This is a genomic window from Streptomyces albipurpureus, assembly GCF_023701525.1.
Taxonomy (GTDB): domain Bacteria; phylum Actinomycetota; class Actinomycetes; order Streptomycetales; family Streptomycetaceae; genus Streptomyces; species Streptomyces albipurpureus.
On sequence record NZ_JAMQAW010000041.1, the window covers coordinates 69,964 to 83,679 of the forward strand.

At 67.1% G+C, this 13,716-nt stretch carries 16 protein-coding genes and 1 riboswitch; of the genes, 9 read left to right on the top strand and 7 right to left on the bottom strand.

The annotated features are described in order from the left end of the window. Positions 1-12 precede the first annotated feature (12 nt). Positions 13-171: riboswitch (cobalamin riboswitch) on the bottom strand. 310 nt (positions 172-481) lie between these two features. The 3 genes from NBG84_RS30480 to cobJ all read left to right on the top strand — a co-directional run bounded on the left by NBG84_RS30480 (position 482) and on the right by cobJ (position 4,463). Then, the gene (locus tag NBG84_RS30480) at positions 482-2,167 is read left to right on the top strand and encodes a hypothetical protein (RefSeq protein ID WP_425608733.1); all 1,686 of its coding nucleotides are present in this window, start codon (positions 482-484) and stop codon (positions 2,165-2,167) included. A 38-nt stretch (positions 2,168-2,205) separates the two neighbouring features. Beyond that, on the top strand, positions 2,206-2,832 hold the full coding sequence (locus tag NBG84_RS30485; protein WP_250922902.1) for a precorrin-8X methylmutase: 627 nt from the start codon (positions 2,206-2,208) through the stop codon (positions 2,830-2,832). A gap of 110 nt (positions 2,833-2,942) precedes the next feature. Beyond that, positions 2,943-4,463 carry a precorrin-3B C(17)-methyltransferase gene (cobJ, locus tag NBG84_RS30490; protein ID WP_250922903.1) on the top strand — a complete coding sequence of 507 codons (1,521 nt, stop codon included), beginning with the start codon at positions 2,943-2,945 and terminating at the stop codon, positions 4,461-4,463. Here cobJ and NBG84_RS30495 read toward each other — a convergent pair. The 3 genes from NBG84_RS30495 to NBG84_RS30505 all read right to left on the bottom strand — a co-directional run bounded on the left by NBG84_RS30495 (position 4,385) and on the right by NBG84_RS30505 (position 6,770). After that, positions 4,385-5,200, bottom strand: a complete 816-nt coding sequence (locus NBG84_RS30495; protein WP_250922886.1) for a cobalt-precorrin-6A reductase — start codon at positions 5,198-5,200, stop codon at positions 4,385-4,387. The genes cobJ and NBG84_RS30495 overlap by 79 nt on opposite strands. Positions 5,201-5,721: 521 nt before the next feature. Continuing rightward, positions 5,722-5,934: a DUF397 domain-containing protein gene (locus NBG84_RS30500; RefSeq protein WP_250922887.1), complete on the bottom strand. Its 213-nt coding sequence runs from the start codon at positions 5,932-5,934 to the stop codon at positions 5,722-5,724. Beyond that, positions 5,931-6,770: a helix-turn-helix domain-containing protein gene (locus tag NBG84_RS30505; protein WP_250922888.1), complete on the bottom strand. Its 840-nt coding sequence runs from the start codon at positions 6,768-6,770 to the stop codon at positions 5,931-5,933. The genes NBG84_RS30500 and NBG84_RS30505 overlap by 4 nt, the downstream gene beginning before the upstream one ends. A gap of 104 nt (positions 6,771-6,874) precedes the next feature. On the opposite strand from NBG84_RS30505, the gene NBG84_RS30510 reads away from it, so the two are divergent. The 3 genes from NBG84_RS30510 to NBG84_RS30520 all read left to right on the top strand — a co-directional run bounded on the left by NBG84_RS30510 (position 6,875) and on the right by NBG84_RS30520 (position 8,280). Further along, the gene (locus tag NBG84_RS30510; RefSeq protein WP_250922889.1) at positions 6,875-7,126 is read left to right on the top strand and encodes a hypothetical protein; all 252 of its coding nucleotides are present in this window, start codon (positions 6,875-6,877) and stop codon (positions 7,124-7,126) included. A gap of 2 nt (positions 7,127-7,128) precedes the next feature. Further along, positions 7,129-7,404, top strand: coding sequence for a hypothetical protein (locus tag NBG84_RS30515; RefSeq protein ID WP_250922890.1), 276 nt, complete (start codon positions 7,129-7,131; stop codon positions 7,402-7,404). 534 nt (positions 7,405-7,938) lie between these two features. After that, positions 7,939-8,280 (top strand): hypothetical protein, encoded by a 342-nt coding sequence (locus NBG84_RS30520; RefSeq protein ID WP_250922891.1) that lies wholly within the window; start codon positions 7,939-7,941, stop codon positions 8,278-8,280. 698 nt (positions 8,281-8,978) lie between these two features. Here the strand turns inward: NBG84_RS30520 and NBG84_RS30525 are convergent. Further along, positions 8,979-9,224, bottom strand: coding sequence for a hypothetical protein (locus tag NBG84_RS30525; protein ID WP_250922892.1), 246 nt, complete (start codon positions 9,222-9,224; stop codon positions 8,979-8,981). Further along, on the bottom strand, positions 9,221-9,466 hold the full coding sequence (locus tag NBG84_RS30530) for a hypothetical protein (protein WP_250922893.1): 246 nt from the start codon (positions 9,464-9,466) through the stop codon (positions 9,221-9,223). Before NBG84_RS30530 ends, NBG84_RS30525 begins: the two co-directional genes overlap by 4 nt. 397 nt (positions 9,467-9,863) lie before the next feature. Here NBG84_RS30530 and NBG84_RS30535 point away from each other — a divergent pair, with 397 nt between their 5' ends. Both NBG84_RS30535 and NBG84_RS30540 read left to right on the top strand, forming a co-directional pair. Then, on the top strand, positions 9,864-10,178 hold the full coding sequence (locus NBG84_RS30535; protein ID WP_250922894.1) for a hypothetical protein: 315 nt from the start codon (positions 9,864-9,866) through the stop codon (positions 10,176-10,178). A 50-nt stretch (positions 10,179-10,228) separates the two neighbouring features. Continuing rightward, a complete protein-coding gene (locus NBG84_RS30540; protein ID WP_250922895.1) occupies positions 10,229-10,420 on the top strand; it encodes a hypothetical protein in 192 nt (63 codons plus the stop codon). Between the two features lie 39 nt (positions 10,421-10,459). On the opposite strand, the gene NBG84_RS30545 is transcribed toward NBG84_RS30540, so the two are convergent. Further along, a complete protein-coding gene (locus NBG84_RS30545) occupies positions 10,460-11,017 on the bottom strand; it encodes a GNAT family N-acetyltransferase (RefSeq protein WP_250922896.1) in 558 nt (185 codons plus the stop codon). Positions 11,018-11,034: 17 nt separating this feature from the next. Beyond that, positions 11,035-12,399, bottom strand: a complete 1,365-nt coding sequence (locus NBG84_RS30550) for an NsdA family TPR-like regulatory protein (RefSeq protein ID WP_250922897.1) — start codon at positions 12,397-12,399, stop codon at positions 11,035-11,037. 267 nt (positions 12,400-12,666) lie between these two features. Between NBG84_RS30550 and NBG84_RS30555 the strand changes: the two genes are divergently transcribed. Continuing rightward, positions 12,667-13,167 carry an ATP-binding protein gene (locus tag NBG84_RS30555; RefSeq protein ID WP_250922898.1) on the top strand — a complete coding sequence of 167 codons (501 nt, stop codon included), beginning with the start codon at positions 12,667-12,669 and terminating at the stop codon, positions 13,165-13,167. The last annotated feature ends 549 nt before the right edge of the window (positions 13,168-13,716 follow it).

Sequence of the window (13,716 nt, forward strand, 5' to 3'; positions counted from 1 at the left end):
TGTCCACGCCCCGGGCGGTGTCGGACGACAGGAGTTCCTGACTCGACGGCCTGACTGTGCCTGTGTCCGGCCGACTCACAGTGGCGGGACCGCGCCGGATTCACACCGGGCTTCCTCCGCTGTCGCCTTCTGCGTTGCCGGACCGGGTGGCCCGTCACCGAAATAGTAAGGGTCGCCTTTTCGACGTGGTTCATACCGTCTTCCCAGTTCGGCACATACCGCGCTATCTACGCCATTCCAACCCGTCCCCCCAGCGTGGTCCCTGCCGTCCCTCCTGGTGCGGTTCTTGCTTCCCCTCGGTGCGGTCCCCGCCGTCCCTCCCGGTGCGGTCCCTGCTGCCCTCCTGGTGCGGTTCTTACTTCCCCCCGGTGCGGTCCCCGCCGTCCCTCCCGGTGCGGTGCGTACCGTCATGGCGCTGTGGGTTGATGTCCGCACGCTGGTGTGTTCACACCGTCCCAAAAGGCGGTCATCGCTGGTCGGTATGCTCGCCGCCATGCCCACCACGCCCCGCCCGGCCTCCACCGGCGCCGCCGGTACGCCCCCCGCCCGGGGGCGTGGAGACGCCTGCCCCGGCTCGCTCCGGCTGCACAGCGCGGACGACGGGGCACTGGCCCGGATCCGCGTGCCCGGGGGTGTGCTGAGCCCGGCCCAGGCCGATGCCCTGCTGGCCGCCGCCCTCCGGTTGGGCGATGGTGAACTCCATCTCACCTCGCGCGGCAATGTGCAGCTACGCGGGCTGGCAGCCGGTTGCGGCGGCGAACTGGCGACCCTGCTGGAGGACGCCGGACTGCTCCCTTCCGCAGCCCATGAGCGGGTACGGAACATCGTGGCCTCACCCCTGGCCGGTCTTGACGGTCGGGGAGCGGACGGCGTACGGGAGTGGCTGACCGCGCTGGACGGGCTGCTCTGCGCCAGCGCACGGGCGACCGCGCTCTCGGGACGGTTCCTCTTCGCGCTGGACGACGGGCGCGGGGATGTGGATGCGCTGGGCGCGGATGTGACGCTGATGGCGCTGCTGGATGGCCCGGTGGCGGCTGGATTGGAGGACGGCTCCCACCAAGACCCTGGCCCCCCGGCCACGGCCGCGCTGCGGATCGGTGACGCTGACGACGTGGTCCCGCTCCGCCACCCGGGCGATGGCCCCCGCGCAGCCCTACTCGCCGCGGAGACGTTCCTCGATGCGGCGGATCTCCACCGCGAAGAGCAGAAGGGTCGGAGCCTGGAGGCGAAGCCGAGCTCGGGAGTCTGGCGGGTACGGGAGCTCCCGGACGGTGGCGCCCGGCTGCTGGACCTGGTGGTGGCGCGACTGCGGGCCGAGGCAATCCCCGTGGCGGGCAGGGAGCGTCGCCCGCGACGCGAGGCGATACCGGCGGCGTACGGGGTGGTGGCTCGCGACCGCCGCTCGGGGACTTCCACGGGACCTTCCGAGGACGAGCCGCCGCCTGGGCATCAGGCGCCCGTCGCCATCAGCACAGCTCGGCGATCGGCCGAGACCGTGAGTGCGATCCCGTCGGGAGTCTCGGTCGGTGCGCCTCTCGGACGGCTGACCGCCCCGCAGTGGAGGCGGTTGACCGCCGCCGCTCGCAGAACCCCTCAGGGCGAACTGCGTCTCACACCCTGGCGTGGCGTCATCGTCACCGGAGTACCCCCCGAGCACGCCGCTGCCCGACTCACCGAACTGGCCGACTGCGGACTGGTCACCGCGGCGGATTCACCCTGGACCGGGGTGGGCGCCTGCATCGGACTGCCCGGCTGCGCCAAGTCCCACGCCGATGTGCGCAGTGCCGCCCACACCGTCGTATCCCTGCCCCTGCCCGTCCTGCCCAAAGACGCTGCGGCGGAGGGCGACATGCTCCCCGTGTACTGGTCCGGTTGTGAGCGCCGCTGTGGCCACCCCATCGGGGATTGGGTGGATGTCCTCGCCACCCCCGACGGCGACTTCCGGGTGACCCCGGTCCGCACGGCAGCCCACCACCTCCCCACCGGCACCGGCACCGGCACCGGCACCGGCACTGGCACTGGCACTGGCACTGGCACTGAGACGGTATCGACCGGGACCGATGGTTCGCTGGGTTCGCGGCATCCCCCTCGCCCCGAGACCTACCCGAGCACCGCCGACTCCGGCGCCCTCGCGCAAGCCGTGGCCGACGCCCGTCGCTCCCGATGAGCACCCCCGCCCCCTTCCCACCGAAGAGAGACCACACCGTGTTCGAGTACGAGAAGGACGGACCGGCGATCTACCGCCAGTCCTTCGCCACCATCCGAGCAGAGGCGGATCTCAGCGGCCTGCGCGCCGATGTGAGCCAGGTCGCGGTGCGAATGATCCACGCCTGCGGAATGGTGGACCTGGTACGCGATCTGGCCTACACCCCCGAGGTGGTGGCCCGGGCACGCGAGGCACTGCGAGCGGGCGCACCCATCCTCTGCGATGTGGCGATGGTCGCCAGCGGGGTCACCCGCAAGCGACTCCCCGCGGACAACGAGGTGATCTGCACCCTCTCCCACCCCACCGTCCCCACCCTCGCGGCCGAGCTCGGCACCACCCGTAGCGCGGCGGCCCTTGAGCTGTGGCGGGAGAGGATGGAAGGGGCCGTGGTCGCCGTCGGCAATGCGCCCACCGCGCTGTTCCGACTGCTGGAGATGATCGAGGAGGGCGCACCCCGCCCGGCCGCGATCATCGGAGTGCCCGTGGGTTTCGTGGGAGCGGCCGAGTCCAAGGACGCCCTGGCGGAGCATCCGTCGGGTCTGGAGCATCTGGTGATACGAGGAAGGCGCGGTGGCAGCGCGATGGCAGCGGCCGCCCTCAACGCCATCGCCAGCGAGGAAGAGTGAACGTGAGCGCCCACGACGACGACCGAACCGACGGCACGCCCCCAGCCCCGCGCACAACGGGAACGGGCAAGCTCTACGGTGTCGGCCTCGGCCCCGGGGACCCGTCCCTGATGACCGTACGGGCGGTGGAGGTCATCGCCGCCGCCGATGTCATCGCGTACCACTCGGCCCGTCACGGCCGCTCCATCGCCCGCTCGATCGCCGCGCGGCACATTCGCGCGGATCACATCGAGGAGCGGCTGATGTATCCGCTGACGGTGGAGACCACCGACCACCCCGGCGGCTATCGGGGCGCGCTCAACGACTTCTACGAGCAGGCGTCGGCGCAGCTCGCCGCCCATCTCGACGCGGGCCGCACGGTCGCCGTGCTCGCTGAGGGAGATCCGCTCTTCTACGGCTCCTACCAGCACATGCACAAGCGGCTGGCCCATCGCTATCCGACCGAGGTGATCCCCGGGGTGACCTCGGTGAGCGCCGCGGCCGCCCGGCTCGGTGAACCGCTGGTCGAGGCCGACGAGGTGCTGACGATCCTGCCCGGCACCCTGCCCGAGGAGGAGTTGGCGGCGCGGCTCGCGGCGACCGACTCGGCGGTGGTGATGAAGTTGGGGCGGACGTTCACCAAGGTCCGGCGGGCGCTGGAGCGTACGAACCGGCTGGACGAGGCCCGCTATGTCGAGCGCGCCACCATGGCCGATGAACGCACCGAACGGCTCGCCGATGTGGCGGCGGACTCGGTGCCGTACTTCTCGGTGGCGGTGCTGCCGAGCCGGGTCGGCGCCATGCCCACCGCCCCGGCCCGCACCAGCGCGGCCGGTGAGGTCGTCGTCGTCGGCACCGGCCCCGCCGGGCCGCTCTGGCTCACCCCAGAGACCCGGGGTGCGCTGGCCGCCGCCGATGATCTCGTCGGCTACACCACCTACTTGGACCGGGTACCCGAACGCCCCGGCCAGCAGCGCCACGGCTCGGACAACCGGGTCGAGGCCGAACGCGCCGAGTTCGCCCTCCAGCTCGCCCAGCGCGGCCGGCGGGTGGCGGTCGTATCGGGCGGTGATCCCGGGGTGTTCGCCATGGCCACCGCGGTACTGGAAGTCGCCTCGCGCGACGAGTACACCGATGTGCCGGTACGGGTACTGCCGGGGGTGACCGCCGCCAACGCGGCGGCCGCCAAGGCCGGCGCCCCCCTCGGCCATGACTACGCCACCCTCTCGCTCTCCGACCGGCTCAAGCCCTGGGAAGTGATCGCGGAACGCCTACGGGCGGCAGCGGCGGCCGATCTGGTGCTGGCGCTCTACAACCCGGGGTCCCGCAGCCGAACCTGGCAGGTCGGCAAGGCCCGCGATCTGCTCCTCGAATACCGCTCGCCCCAAACCCCGGTGGTGCTGGGACGGGACATCGGCGGCCCCGAGGAGTCGGTGCGGATCGTCCAGCTCGGCGAACTCGACCCGGCCGAGGTCGATATGCGCACGGTGCTGCTGGTGGGCTCTTCCCAGACCCAGACGGTACGCAGGGGCAATGGTGAAGGCGGCACCCAGATCGTCTGGACCCCGCGCCGCTACCCGGAGGTCTCGGAGTCCCCTGAGTCCCCTGAGTCCCCTGAGTCCCCTGAGTCGGCGAACGCCACGGCGAGCTGAGCCACCCAGTCGGCGGCCTCCTCCGGTGTCCCCACCACGGGCACCCCCTCGGGCGCGGGAGGCCGCCGCACCACCACCACCGGCAGCCCGGCCTCCCTCGCGGCAGCCAACTTCGGCGCGGTGGCCGCCCCACCGCTGTCCTTGGTCACCACCACATCGATACGGTGCCGGCGCAGCAACTCCCGCTCGCCCTCCAGCGTGAACGGCCCCCGATCGAGAAGCACCTCCATCCGCTGCGGACCCGGCCCTTCCGGCGGGTCCACGGACCGTACGAGGAACCAGGGCTCGACCAGCCCGGCAAAGGCAGCGAGCCCCATCCGCCCGGTGGTCAAGAACACCCGCCCCCCGAGCCCCGCCACCACCTCAGCCGCCTCCCCCAACGACCCGACCTCATACCACCGGTCGCCTTCCTGGGCGGTCCACCCGGGCCGCCGCAGAGCCAGCAGCGGTACGGGTGCAATGGCGGCGGCCTGGGCCGCATTGAAGCTGATGACCTCGGCAAACGGATGCGTAGCATCCACGATCGCCCCCACCCCCTGCCCCCGCACCCACTCCACCATCCCCTCCACCCCACCGAAACCGCCAACCCGCACTTCCCCGGCAAGCGTCCCCGGCCGCGCTACCCGGCCGGCCAGGGAACTGGTTACTCGGATGTTGCTCTGCTGCGGCTGTGACTGGTGCAGCAGCTCAGCGAGCTGACGGGCCTCGGTGGTACCGCCGAGGATGAGGAGGTGCATGGGGGTGGACTCCGGGGATGCTGGCTGGCAGGGGTGCGCCGGGGGCGCTGCCGATAGCCAAGCACATGGGGAGATGGGAGCCCCGCGTGTGCGGGGACGACGGAAAACGAGCACGACACGCCGACACTGAACGCGGAACACCCCCGCGTGTGCGGGGACGACGCACGGCCTCGCAAGCTGAGGACGAACGGGTACGGAAGACCCCCGCGTGTGCGGGGACGACGCGGGCCTGGATGGTGCGGATGACCTCTCCGGCGGAAGACCCCCGCGTGTGCGGGGACGACGGTGGGGCTTCTCCTTGCCCGGCTGCACATCGCGGAAGACCCCCGCGTGTGCGGGGACGACACTTACTGACCTGCGACGATTCTAGCGATCATGGTCGATTTCATTTAGTTGGAATCCTGGCATCGAACCTCCAACACATCCGCATTCAGCCCGACGAACTCCCGTGCACTGGATGACAGTGAGCCCCGCCGCTCCGGAGGACCGGAGTCGACGGGGCTCGGGATGGAGCTGGTCGACTAAACCTCGCTGGAACGGGCGAGGGTAACCAGCCCGGCGAACGCTGTGGGTGACACCATGAGGGCCACGCCAGTGGGGCGCTTACTGTCCCGGAGGGGGACGACACCAGTAGCCAACGCGTGGCCGGGGGCCCACTCCACGCAGGACCCGCCGTTGCCGCTGTACGAGGATTTGACCCAACGAAGTTGTGGAGACTGAGAGTCGGTCGTCACAGGGTGCCCTTTCGTGTCTGAGTGATCATGTCTACAGACGCCGCTTGGGAGAGCGCGTGTGCCTGCATCTGATGGTAGGCCCTCAGTAGGGGCACCACAGAGTTGAGTTCGCGGTCCAAGTGCCCGTGCGTCTGCGACTCGACGTAGGAGAACACCGAGCGATCAGACAGGGTCAATAGATTGACCAACCGATTGAATGGCCGTTCCTCGCCGATTGCGTAGGGGGCGAGCTGAAACACGGTGTTCGACTCCTCAGCGAACTCGACCAAGCGCGCCAACTGCCGATCCATGACTTCATGCCCCCCGATCGGTCGGCGGATACAGCTCTCATCCAGCACCACAAACAACAGAGGTGGTAGCGGTCGCGCCAAGGCGGCTTGGCGCTCTATCAGGAACGTCACCCGTTCCTGCGCCTGTTCGGCCGTGATGGAGCCTCGCCTCACATTGCTCGCCTCAAGGGCCGCCGCGTACTCCGGTGTCTGGAGCAATCCGGGGATAAGGCCGGACTCAAACAGCCGGATCTCTGCCGCCCGAGCCTCATACCCGACGTACTCCGGGTAGCCCTCAAGTAACGAGCCATTGTGCATCTCATGCCACTGGCGTTCGAACGTATCTACCATTCCTGCCATGCCAAAGACCCCATCGGCAGCTTTCGCAAAGCGCAAAGAAGGCGACTTGCGCGTAGTTTCAACGCCCGAAATATGCCCACTGGAAATGCCCATGCGTGCGGACAGATCATCTTGCGTCCAGCCGCGTACCTCACGCGAGCTGCGCAGACGCGCCCCGAACGCCGCTTGCGCCGATGCGTCCGGGTTCAAATCCTTGCGGTTCACCATCTGACCTCCAACTGACCTGTCCTTACAGCCACGTTGATCGAGTCCTGACTCTAGGCCAATCTGAATCCGCCCGGTAGTGGAATGACTACGGAGAGGAGTGGCCTGTGTCTGGCGAGAGGGTAGCTGAACGACAGACACCCCAACTCAGCGTCGGCGAGCTGGCGTACGACACCGCGAGGGGCGCGCTCGGCGTGGTCATGGACATAGGCACAGTGCAGGGCAGCTACACCCTCCGTCCGCCCGGAGGCGGCATCGAATGGGACGTGTCCGATGTCGATGTCCGTCTCGCCACGGTGTCGGACCGGCTCCGACCCGCTCTGTCCGAGGTGAACACACGTAGTAGGCGCGGGGGCTGAGCATGATCAGACGGTTTCGTGAACTTCTGTGGACCCTGAAACGCGTGGACTCCATGGCGGTACGGACACACATCGAGTGCGTGTCCGGTGCCAAGCCATGCGGCGCGGAGCCCCCCGCGACTGGTGCGGAGACAACTCCGGAGGTCGCCGAGGCCTGGGCGGAGTTCCACTTCAAGACGACCGGACACCGACGCTTCGAGCGGGTGTACTGCGACACCGTCCAGTGGGACCCCCCGACCGACGTGGACCCGAGAACCATCGAGGGAGTGTCTACGTGACACGATCCGCCGCCTTCACGCATGGGGGTCGCCCGATACCGGAAGCGATAGTTGCGCATCCCCCTGTTGAGCAGACGCATCTGAAAGCCCGCACCCGTCGCATCACCCTCTGAGAACGTCCGCCCCCTGAATACCCGGCCACTCTGATTCGCGGGTTCATCATGCGGGGCGGTCACCGGTCCGCCCGACTTCCGCTGAGGGTCGGCAGTCGGGCGGACCACCTACCCCCGCTTCGTGCGGCAGCGTCCCCCTGACGCTGCGGAGGAACGCACGGAGCGGCACCCCCTCGCGTCCGGTGCGGTCACCACCTGGGCCGAGGGAAGGGGAGCGAACCAACGCATTCGCTCCCGGCCCCGGTCGCCCTCCCGGCCCCCGCACGGGCGACCGGGGCTAACCCCACCCAACGACAGGACGCCCGGCCAACCAACTGCCCGCGTCCAGCGCTTCCAAAGCCACAAACAGAACGCCCCAAGGGACCGGTCCTACGCGGTTCCTCGGGGCTCGCCGAAGCAGTTCTGAGGAGCTGAACGACGTATGCGCAATCCTATCGTCCGTGCCCTCGCCTGGGTGCTCAACCGCTTCTGCACTCGCGAGCCAGGACGTCACTCCGCCCAGCACCTCGCACAGCGCCCGGCCCCGACCCCCGTCCAGCCGTGCGCACCGGATTTCATCGCTGAATTGCGGGCATGGTCCCGACCGTGGACCGGCCCGAGCTCAGAACTCGCACGCTCGATCTTCCGAGCCGAAGAGACAGACCACCTCACGCCCGAGTGCCGCGAACGCTACTTCGCAACAGCGTGGGCCGAACGCGGCTACGACTATCCCTACGTCGCCTTAACGGGTGTTCACCAGGTCCCCACGGGGGTACACACATGACCCGCGACGGACTCACAGCCAAGACCCCCGCAGAGTTCGGCGCGGTGTGCTGCATCTGTCGCTGCTGGACCCTGGCGCCTCTTCCGGTCCGGTATGTCGAGCGCATGAGCGGCGCACCGATAACTCTCTACGCCTGCCCTCCCCACGCCGAAACCCTGACCCCGGCCCCCAACCCTGGTGAGCTTGAGGCCGACACATAGACACCCACCAGATGGCGAACAGCCCCGCTCGACCAAGTGCCGAGTCGGGGCTACGCCATTCACCTCCCGCCCGGATGCCCAGCGCTCACGGCGAGACCAGCTAGGCGGAACAACCCCGCGCGTGCGGGGACCACGGCGGTGGGGGAGGACTGCCCATTACGCCCTCCGGACCACCCCCGCGCGTGCGGGGACCACGTGATCCTCCCCAGAAATACATGGGAGGCCTGAGGACCACCCCCGCGCGTGCGGGGACCACGGCGACGGCGCGGACTTCCCCGACCGGGTCCACGGACCACCCCCGCGCGTGCGGGGACCACACTTCCTGACCTGCGGTGATTCTAGCGATCACGGGCGGTTTCCTTTAGTTGGAATCCAAGGCCACACCCCCCCATCGCCCCGCCCACCATCATGACGCCCCCTTCCTCCTCTAGGACGCTCCCCGACCGCCACAAACAAGCAGCCAGGCCAACCGCCTAAGCCAGAGATGCAGTGCCCCCCTCAAGGCGGCGGAATAAGTCGTACAGCAGTCACTTTGAGTACCGACTGAGCTACGTAGTACACAACGATCACTCCAGCCACGATCACCTGGCGCCGGTCCTTCTCCCCGCCGACCGCATGGGACCGGTGCCCATAGGGGTCACGGCCAAGGGTCCGGTTCATCGTGGATTTGAACTCGCGGGTGGACTGCATATGTTTGAGCGCCGTCTCGGCAACCGGCGCATAGGCGATTTCGTAGCGGCTCACTCGGTGTCCTGGTCCCGCGCCCGGAGTTGGGCGAAGGTCTCCTCGTCTTCCGGTTCAGAGGCAATCCGCACGATCCAATCCTGCATGACCTGTTCGATGGTGTGCACATTCGCGGAGAAGACTTCGTCCAGGAAGTCTCTCTGCTGATCTCCCACGAGAACATCCCGGATACCGGCCACCGTTGCGGGCACATTGACCTTCTCGCCACCGCGGATGGTCCATAGCCTGTCGCCTTCAGCCATCACCAGAACCCTCTCCTCACACAGGAACACCGCTCCATGACACGGCCCGGCCCGTCATACAAGCCCGAGCAACCATTCAACTAGCTTCCACCTCCCAGAGACTGCCTCTGTAAGGCCTCCATCCCTCCTGGCGGAGCATCAGCTAGAACGCGCGCCCCCGCGCCCATGTCGCCGCCGCCCTCCGGTATCTGGCTGCCATAGGCTGGAAACCGCCGTGGGCCGATGAAGTGACATAACCGTCCGTATCCAAGAAGTTGCGTGAATCAGTTCTGGAGCGGAGCATGCTGACGCCCCGTTCAATATGTTCCCGCTCCGCTCTCACTCGACCGCCGATGTCGGTAGCGGGGCTGCTCGCACGGGTAACTTGTCCAAGGACGCGTGCGGAGATGAGGAGTGGATGGGCGAGCCGGAAGCTGGGAAGACCTTCAGCACCTATCTGGATGGGGACCAGATCGTGTTGCCCGCGACCATCAACGGCATCCGGAAGGCCCTACCACCCCATCTTCGGCGCCAGTTTGACGCCGAGGTGGGGGAGACGGCCGCGGAGGAACTGTTCGTCGTGTTGGCGGGTTGGGCGGAGAGGACCCGGCCGGACCTCATCGCGGCGAAGGACGCCATCTTCAGGCGTCTGGCGCAGGGTGACCATTCCGGCCTCATCTCCGAGGAAGAAGTGAACGATTTCTTCGGCCCGGACGAGACGAGTGCAGAGTGAGCGGCCATCGAGTTGCCTATACCGATCTGGCGCATGACGCGCTGAAGAAGATGAGCGCTGAACGTCTTCACGGCTTCCGGCAGGACATCCGCAGAGTCGCCATCGACCCACGTGGATTCGGGGACCCGGTAGGCGGGTTGCGGGACAAACGCCGAGCGGTGCTCGCGGGTACGGTGACCGACTACTGGATCAGCGGAAGCGTGCTCACCGTCACCGTTGTCACCATCGTTCACACCGACTGACGTCCTGGCACGGCGTAAGGATTCCATGCTGCCCCACGGTCAAGGCCGCGGGGCGCCCACCCACTCGTGATCGAGAATCGCGTGCACCACCGAGTCCCGCCACACCCCGGATTTCTGAATGTGTCCCCGGATGGTGCCTTCCTCGACCATCCCCGCAGCAGCCATGGTGCTCGCTGAGGCTGAGTTGAGAGGGGAGCGTGCACCCCAGACGCGGTGAAGGGCCAGTTCCTCAAAGGCGAGACCGAGAAGTAGATCCACCGTTTCCCTGCCGAACCCCTTGCCCCAGACGTCGGCCCGTAGCGCGAACCCGAAAGTGCAGGCGCTCTGCTGGTGGGGGTCAAGAGCGAGGCGCCCGACCCCGACCAAGGCGTTGCTGTCCCGCTCAACGACGGCGAGGGCATACTCACTGCGTGGTGTCACCGTGGCGGCCGCGATGCCCCGCGTGACGATGGCGTCCACATCGTCCTTGCTGCGGGGTTCGAACGACAGGTGCCGAGTCACCTCCGCATCGCCATAGATCGCGTAGACAGCCTCAACGTCGCCGATTTGGCACTCACGGAGTATGAGACGCGCACTGCCGCGGTTGACTGGGTACATGCACAAAACTCTACTGTTCAGCGTGGAAGAGCCAGCCGGTGAGGCTCATATGCCTCAATCTCGTCACGCAGGTCTCGGGCTACCACTGCGTCCCTGGTCCCGCCGGTGCCCAGTGCGTGCCGCACTCGTCGCGCGCTGACGACGATGCCACGGTTACGCATCAGCGGTTGGAGATCGAGCACCGGCCGCATGGCATCCGCGGCTCCGTCGAAGTCCCCGGCGTAGAGGCGCACCAACGCCAAGTTGCACTCGGCCCCTGCCTGGTCCCCAAATGCCCAGTGGTCTGTTGAGGCATCGCTGAAGGCTCGCACAGCCTCTTCTGCCTGGAAGGTCGTCACCGCGGTTCCGTTGCGGAGAAGTACTTCAGTCTCGACGCCGTAGTAGAGCTGTTTCGCCTCGGGGAAGGTGAGCAGGCCTCCGAGGGCATCGAGGTCGTCTGGCACAACCCGTTCCCGCTGCCTGATGGCAAGGAGGGAGGCCTTCCGGGCTGCCTCCGCGTCACCCATGAGAGCGGCGGCACGGGATTCGAGACTGGATAGCCAGACGGCGACGGTCCCACGGAGATTCGAGGCGGCGACAGCACCATGCCGGGCATAGTGCAGTGCGTCAGCCGGCTTGTCGGACCAATAGGCGATAAGCGACTTCAGGCCGTCGACGAGGGCGATCAGGCCCGAGTGCTCCGCGTCCTTAGCGCAGAGACCAGCGGTCCGGGCCTGCATCATCGCTGAATCGGGATCACCCATATCACTTGAGGCCTTCGCCATGAACCAAGTGAGCAACGTCGCCATGACGTTGAGCTCCTTCAACTGCGTGGGGCGAGCCCGCTTGCCCTCCAGCAGCCTGAACACTTCGTCTTGGGTGCTTACCAGGTCGTGAAGGACGCTCGAAAGCGGAAGTCGATGGTAGTTATTGATGATTCTCTTCAGCTGGTCCTGGAGCAACCCCATGGTTGTTTCGCCGACTTCACCAGCCTCTTTACTCAACGCGAACTCCATCGATCGCCGTGCCGCCATCTGTGCAGCCCCTCTCATGTCGAACAGTTCCGGACCGAAATCATCCCGCTCCGGTGTCAACACGCGGCCTGACGAGGATGCACCTGGTCTTGCTTCTGATAGGAGCTCATCAATATTCCGGTCGAACATTCGAGCTACTACCAGGCGAGGAAGGTTCTGCGGTCGAACTTGCTCTTTAAGCCAACGGGAGATTGTCTTCTTATGTACATCTAGGTATCGGATCTGAGGATCGTCGAGCTCGTCCCCCAGCGCCTTCGCGGCTCTCCTGAAGGCTATACGGAAGTCATCGGGGTGGCTCAGCCCGTTCTGTTCACTCAGCACTGTGAGAAGCCACGTCATCGGCGTCCGCCTTTCCACGATGACCGGCACGTCGAATTCGACGGTAGGTCGAGAACACGGCAACTGCCAATGTCTGGACGGAATCTACTGGAACATCCACCGGCTATGTCCCTGTTCTGTTCCCCAAGACCACCCGGCCTCAAGGCTCTGTCCAAGGTTTGGCTGTGGCTATGTCTCCCGCGCCAATCCACGATCTAGGCAGGGACCCGTGACAGATCGTGGGGAGCTGATGGGTCTGGCCGTCGGGATGATGTTGCCACCGCTGGCCTCCCCTTCTTGACTTGGACGGAGTGGATCATGCCGACGCTCAGGCTGGGCTTAGTGGCTGACCACCAGCGATGCCCGGAGAACGCCGCCTCCCGGACCGGGTACGGCTTCCACATGAAGTTGACTCGCACCACCCTGCCTGGCGAGTACATCTCAGACACCGACGGGCTGATAGTGGGTGAGATGCGGCGAACCGCGCTGGAGCAGCTTGAGCAGTGGTCACTGGATGCGCTGGCCGACCGGGTGGAGCTCGCGGTTTCCGAACTGGTCACCAACGCCTTCCGGCATGGGGTGGGGCCGTCCGTCAAGGTCTGTATGTGGCGCACCGACCGGGTCGTCTGCGTGGAGGTGGCGAATGGTCGGCCGGATGCCAGTTCGGATTTCGTTCAGCGCGATGTGAACGAACTTGCCGAAAATGGCCGGGGGTTGCTGCTGGTCGCGGCAGTGTCCGATGCCATAGGTCTATCGCCTGATCATTTTCGTATCTGGTGTTCGTTCGCCCTCGGCGGGGACCGCCACTGCTCAGAGTGAACGCTGCGTACCCCGCTCAGCAGGTGGGGATAGCCTCCCGGAGCTTCATACGACTACCGCACAACCGCGGCCTGTTCGGTCACGAAGGCGATTCCCTTTCCGCCGAGTGGTTCGCGGCCAGCCGGGCCAGCGCTGGGACCCGAACCTCGACCGACCGACTTCTGGTGGTCGACGCCCACCATCGACCACCAGCCCGAAAGCCCGCGCATGCGGGGACCGCACCATCGTCACCGCAGAGCGCATCTGGGACTGGGGACCACCCCCGCGCACGCGGGGACCACAGCTGGTCCCAGTGGTCGATGACGTGGGCGAGGGGACCACCCCCGCGCACGCGGGGACCACGCTCCATGGACCTCGGCGAGTCCTTGCCACGCCGGACCACCCCCGCACGCGCGGGGACCACGCTCCATGGACCTCGGCGAGTCCTTGCCACGCCGGACCACCCCCGCACGCGCGGGGACCACGCGCTGGGCACCCTCTGAGGTTCCCCCGTTGTGTGGGGGTGGTTGGTTAGCTGGTCAGGGTGGGTTGGTGTGGTGTGGGTTTCGC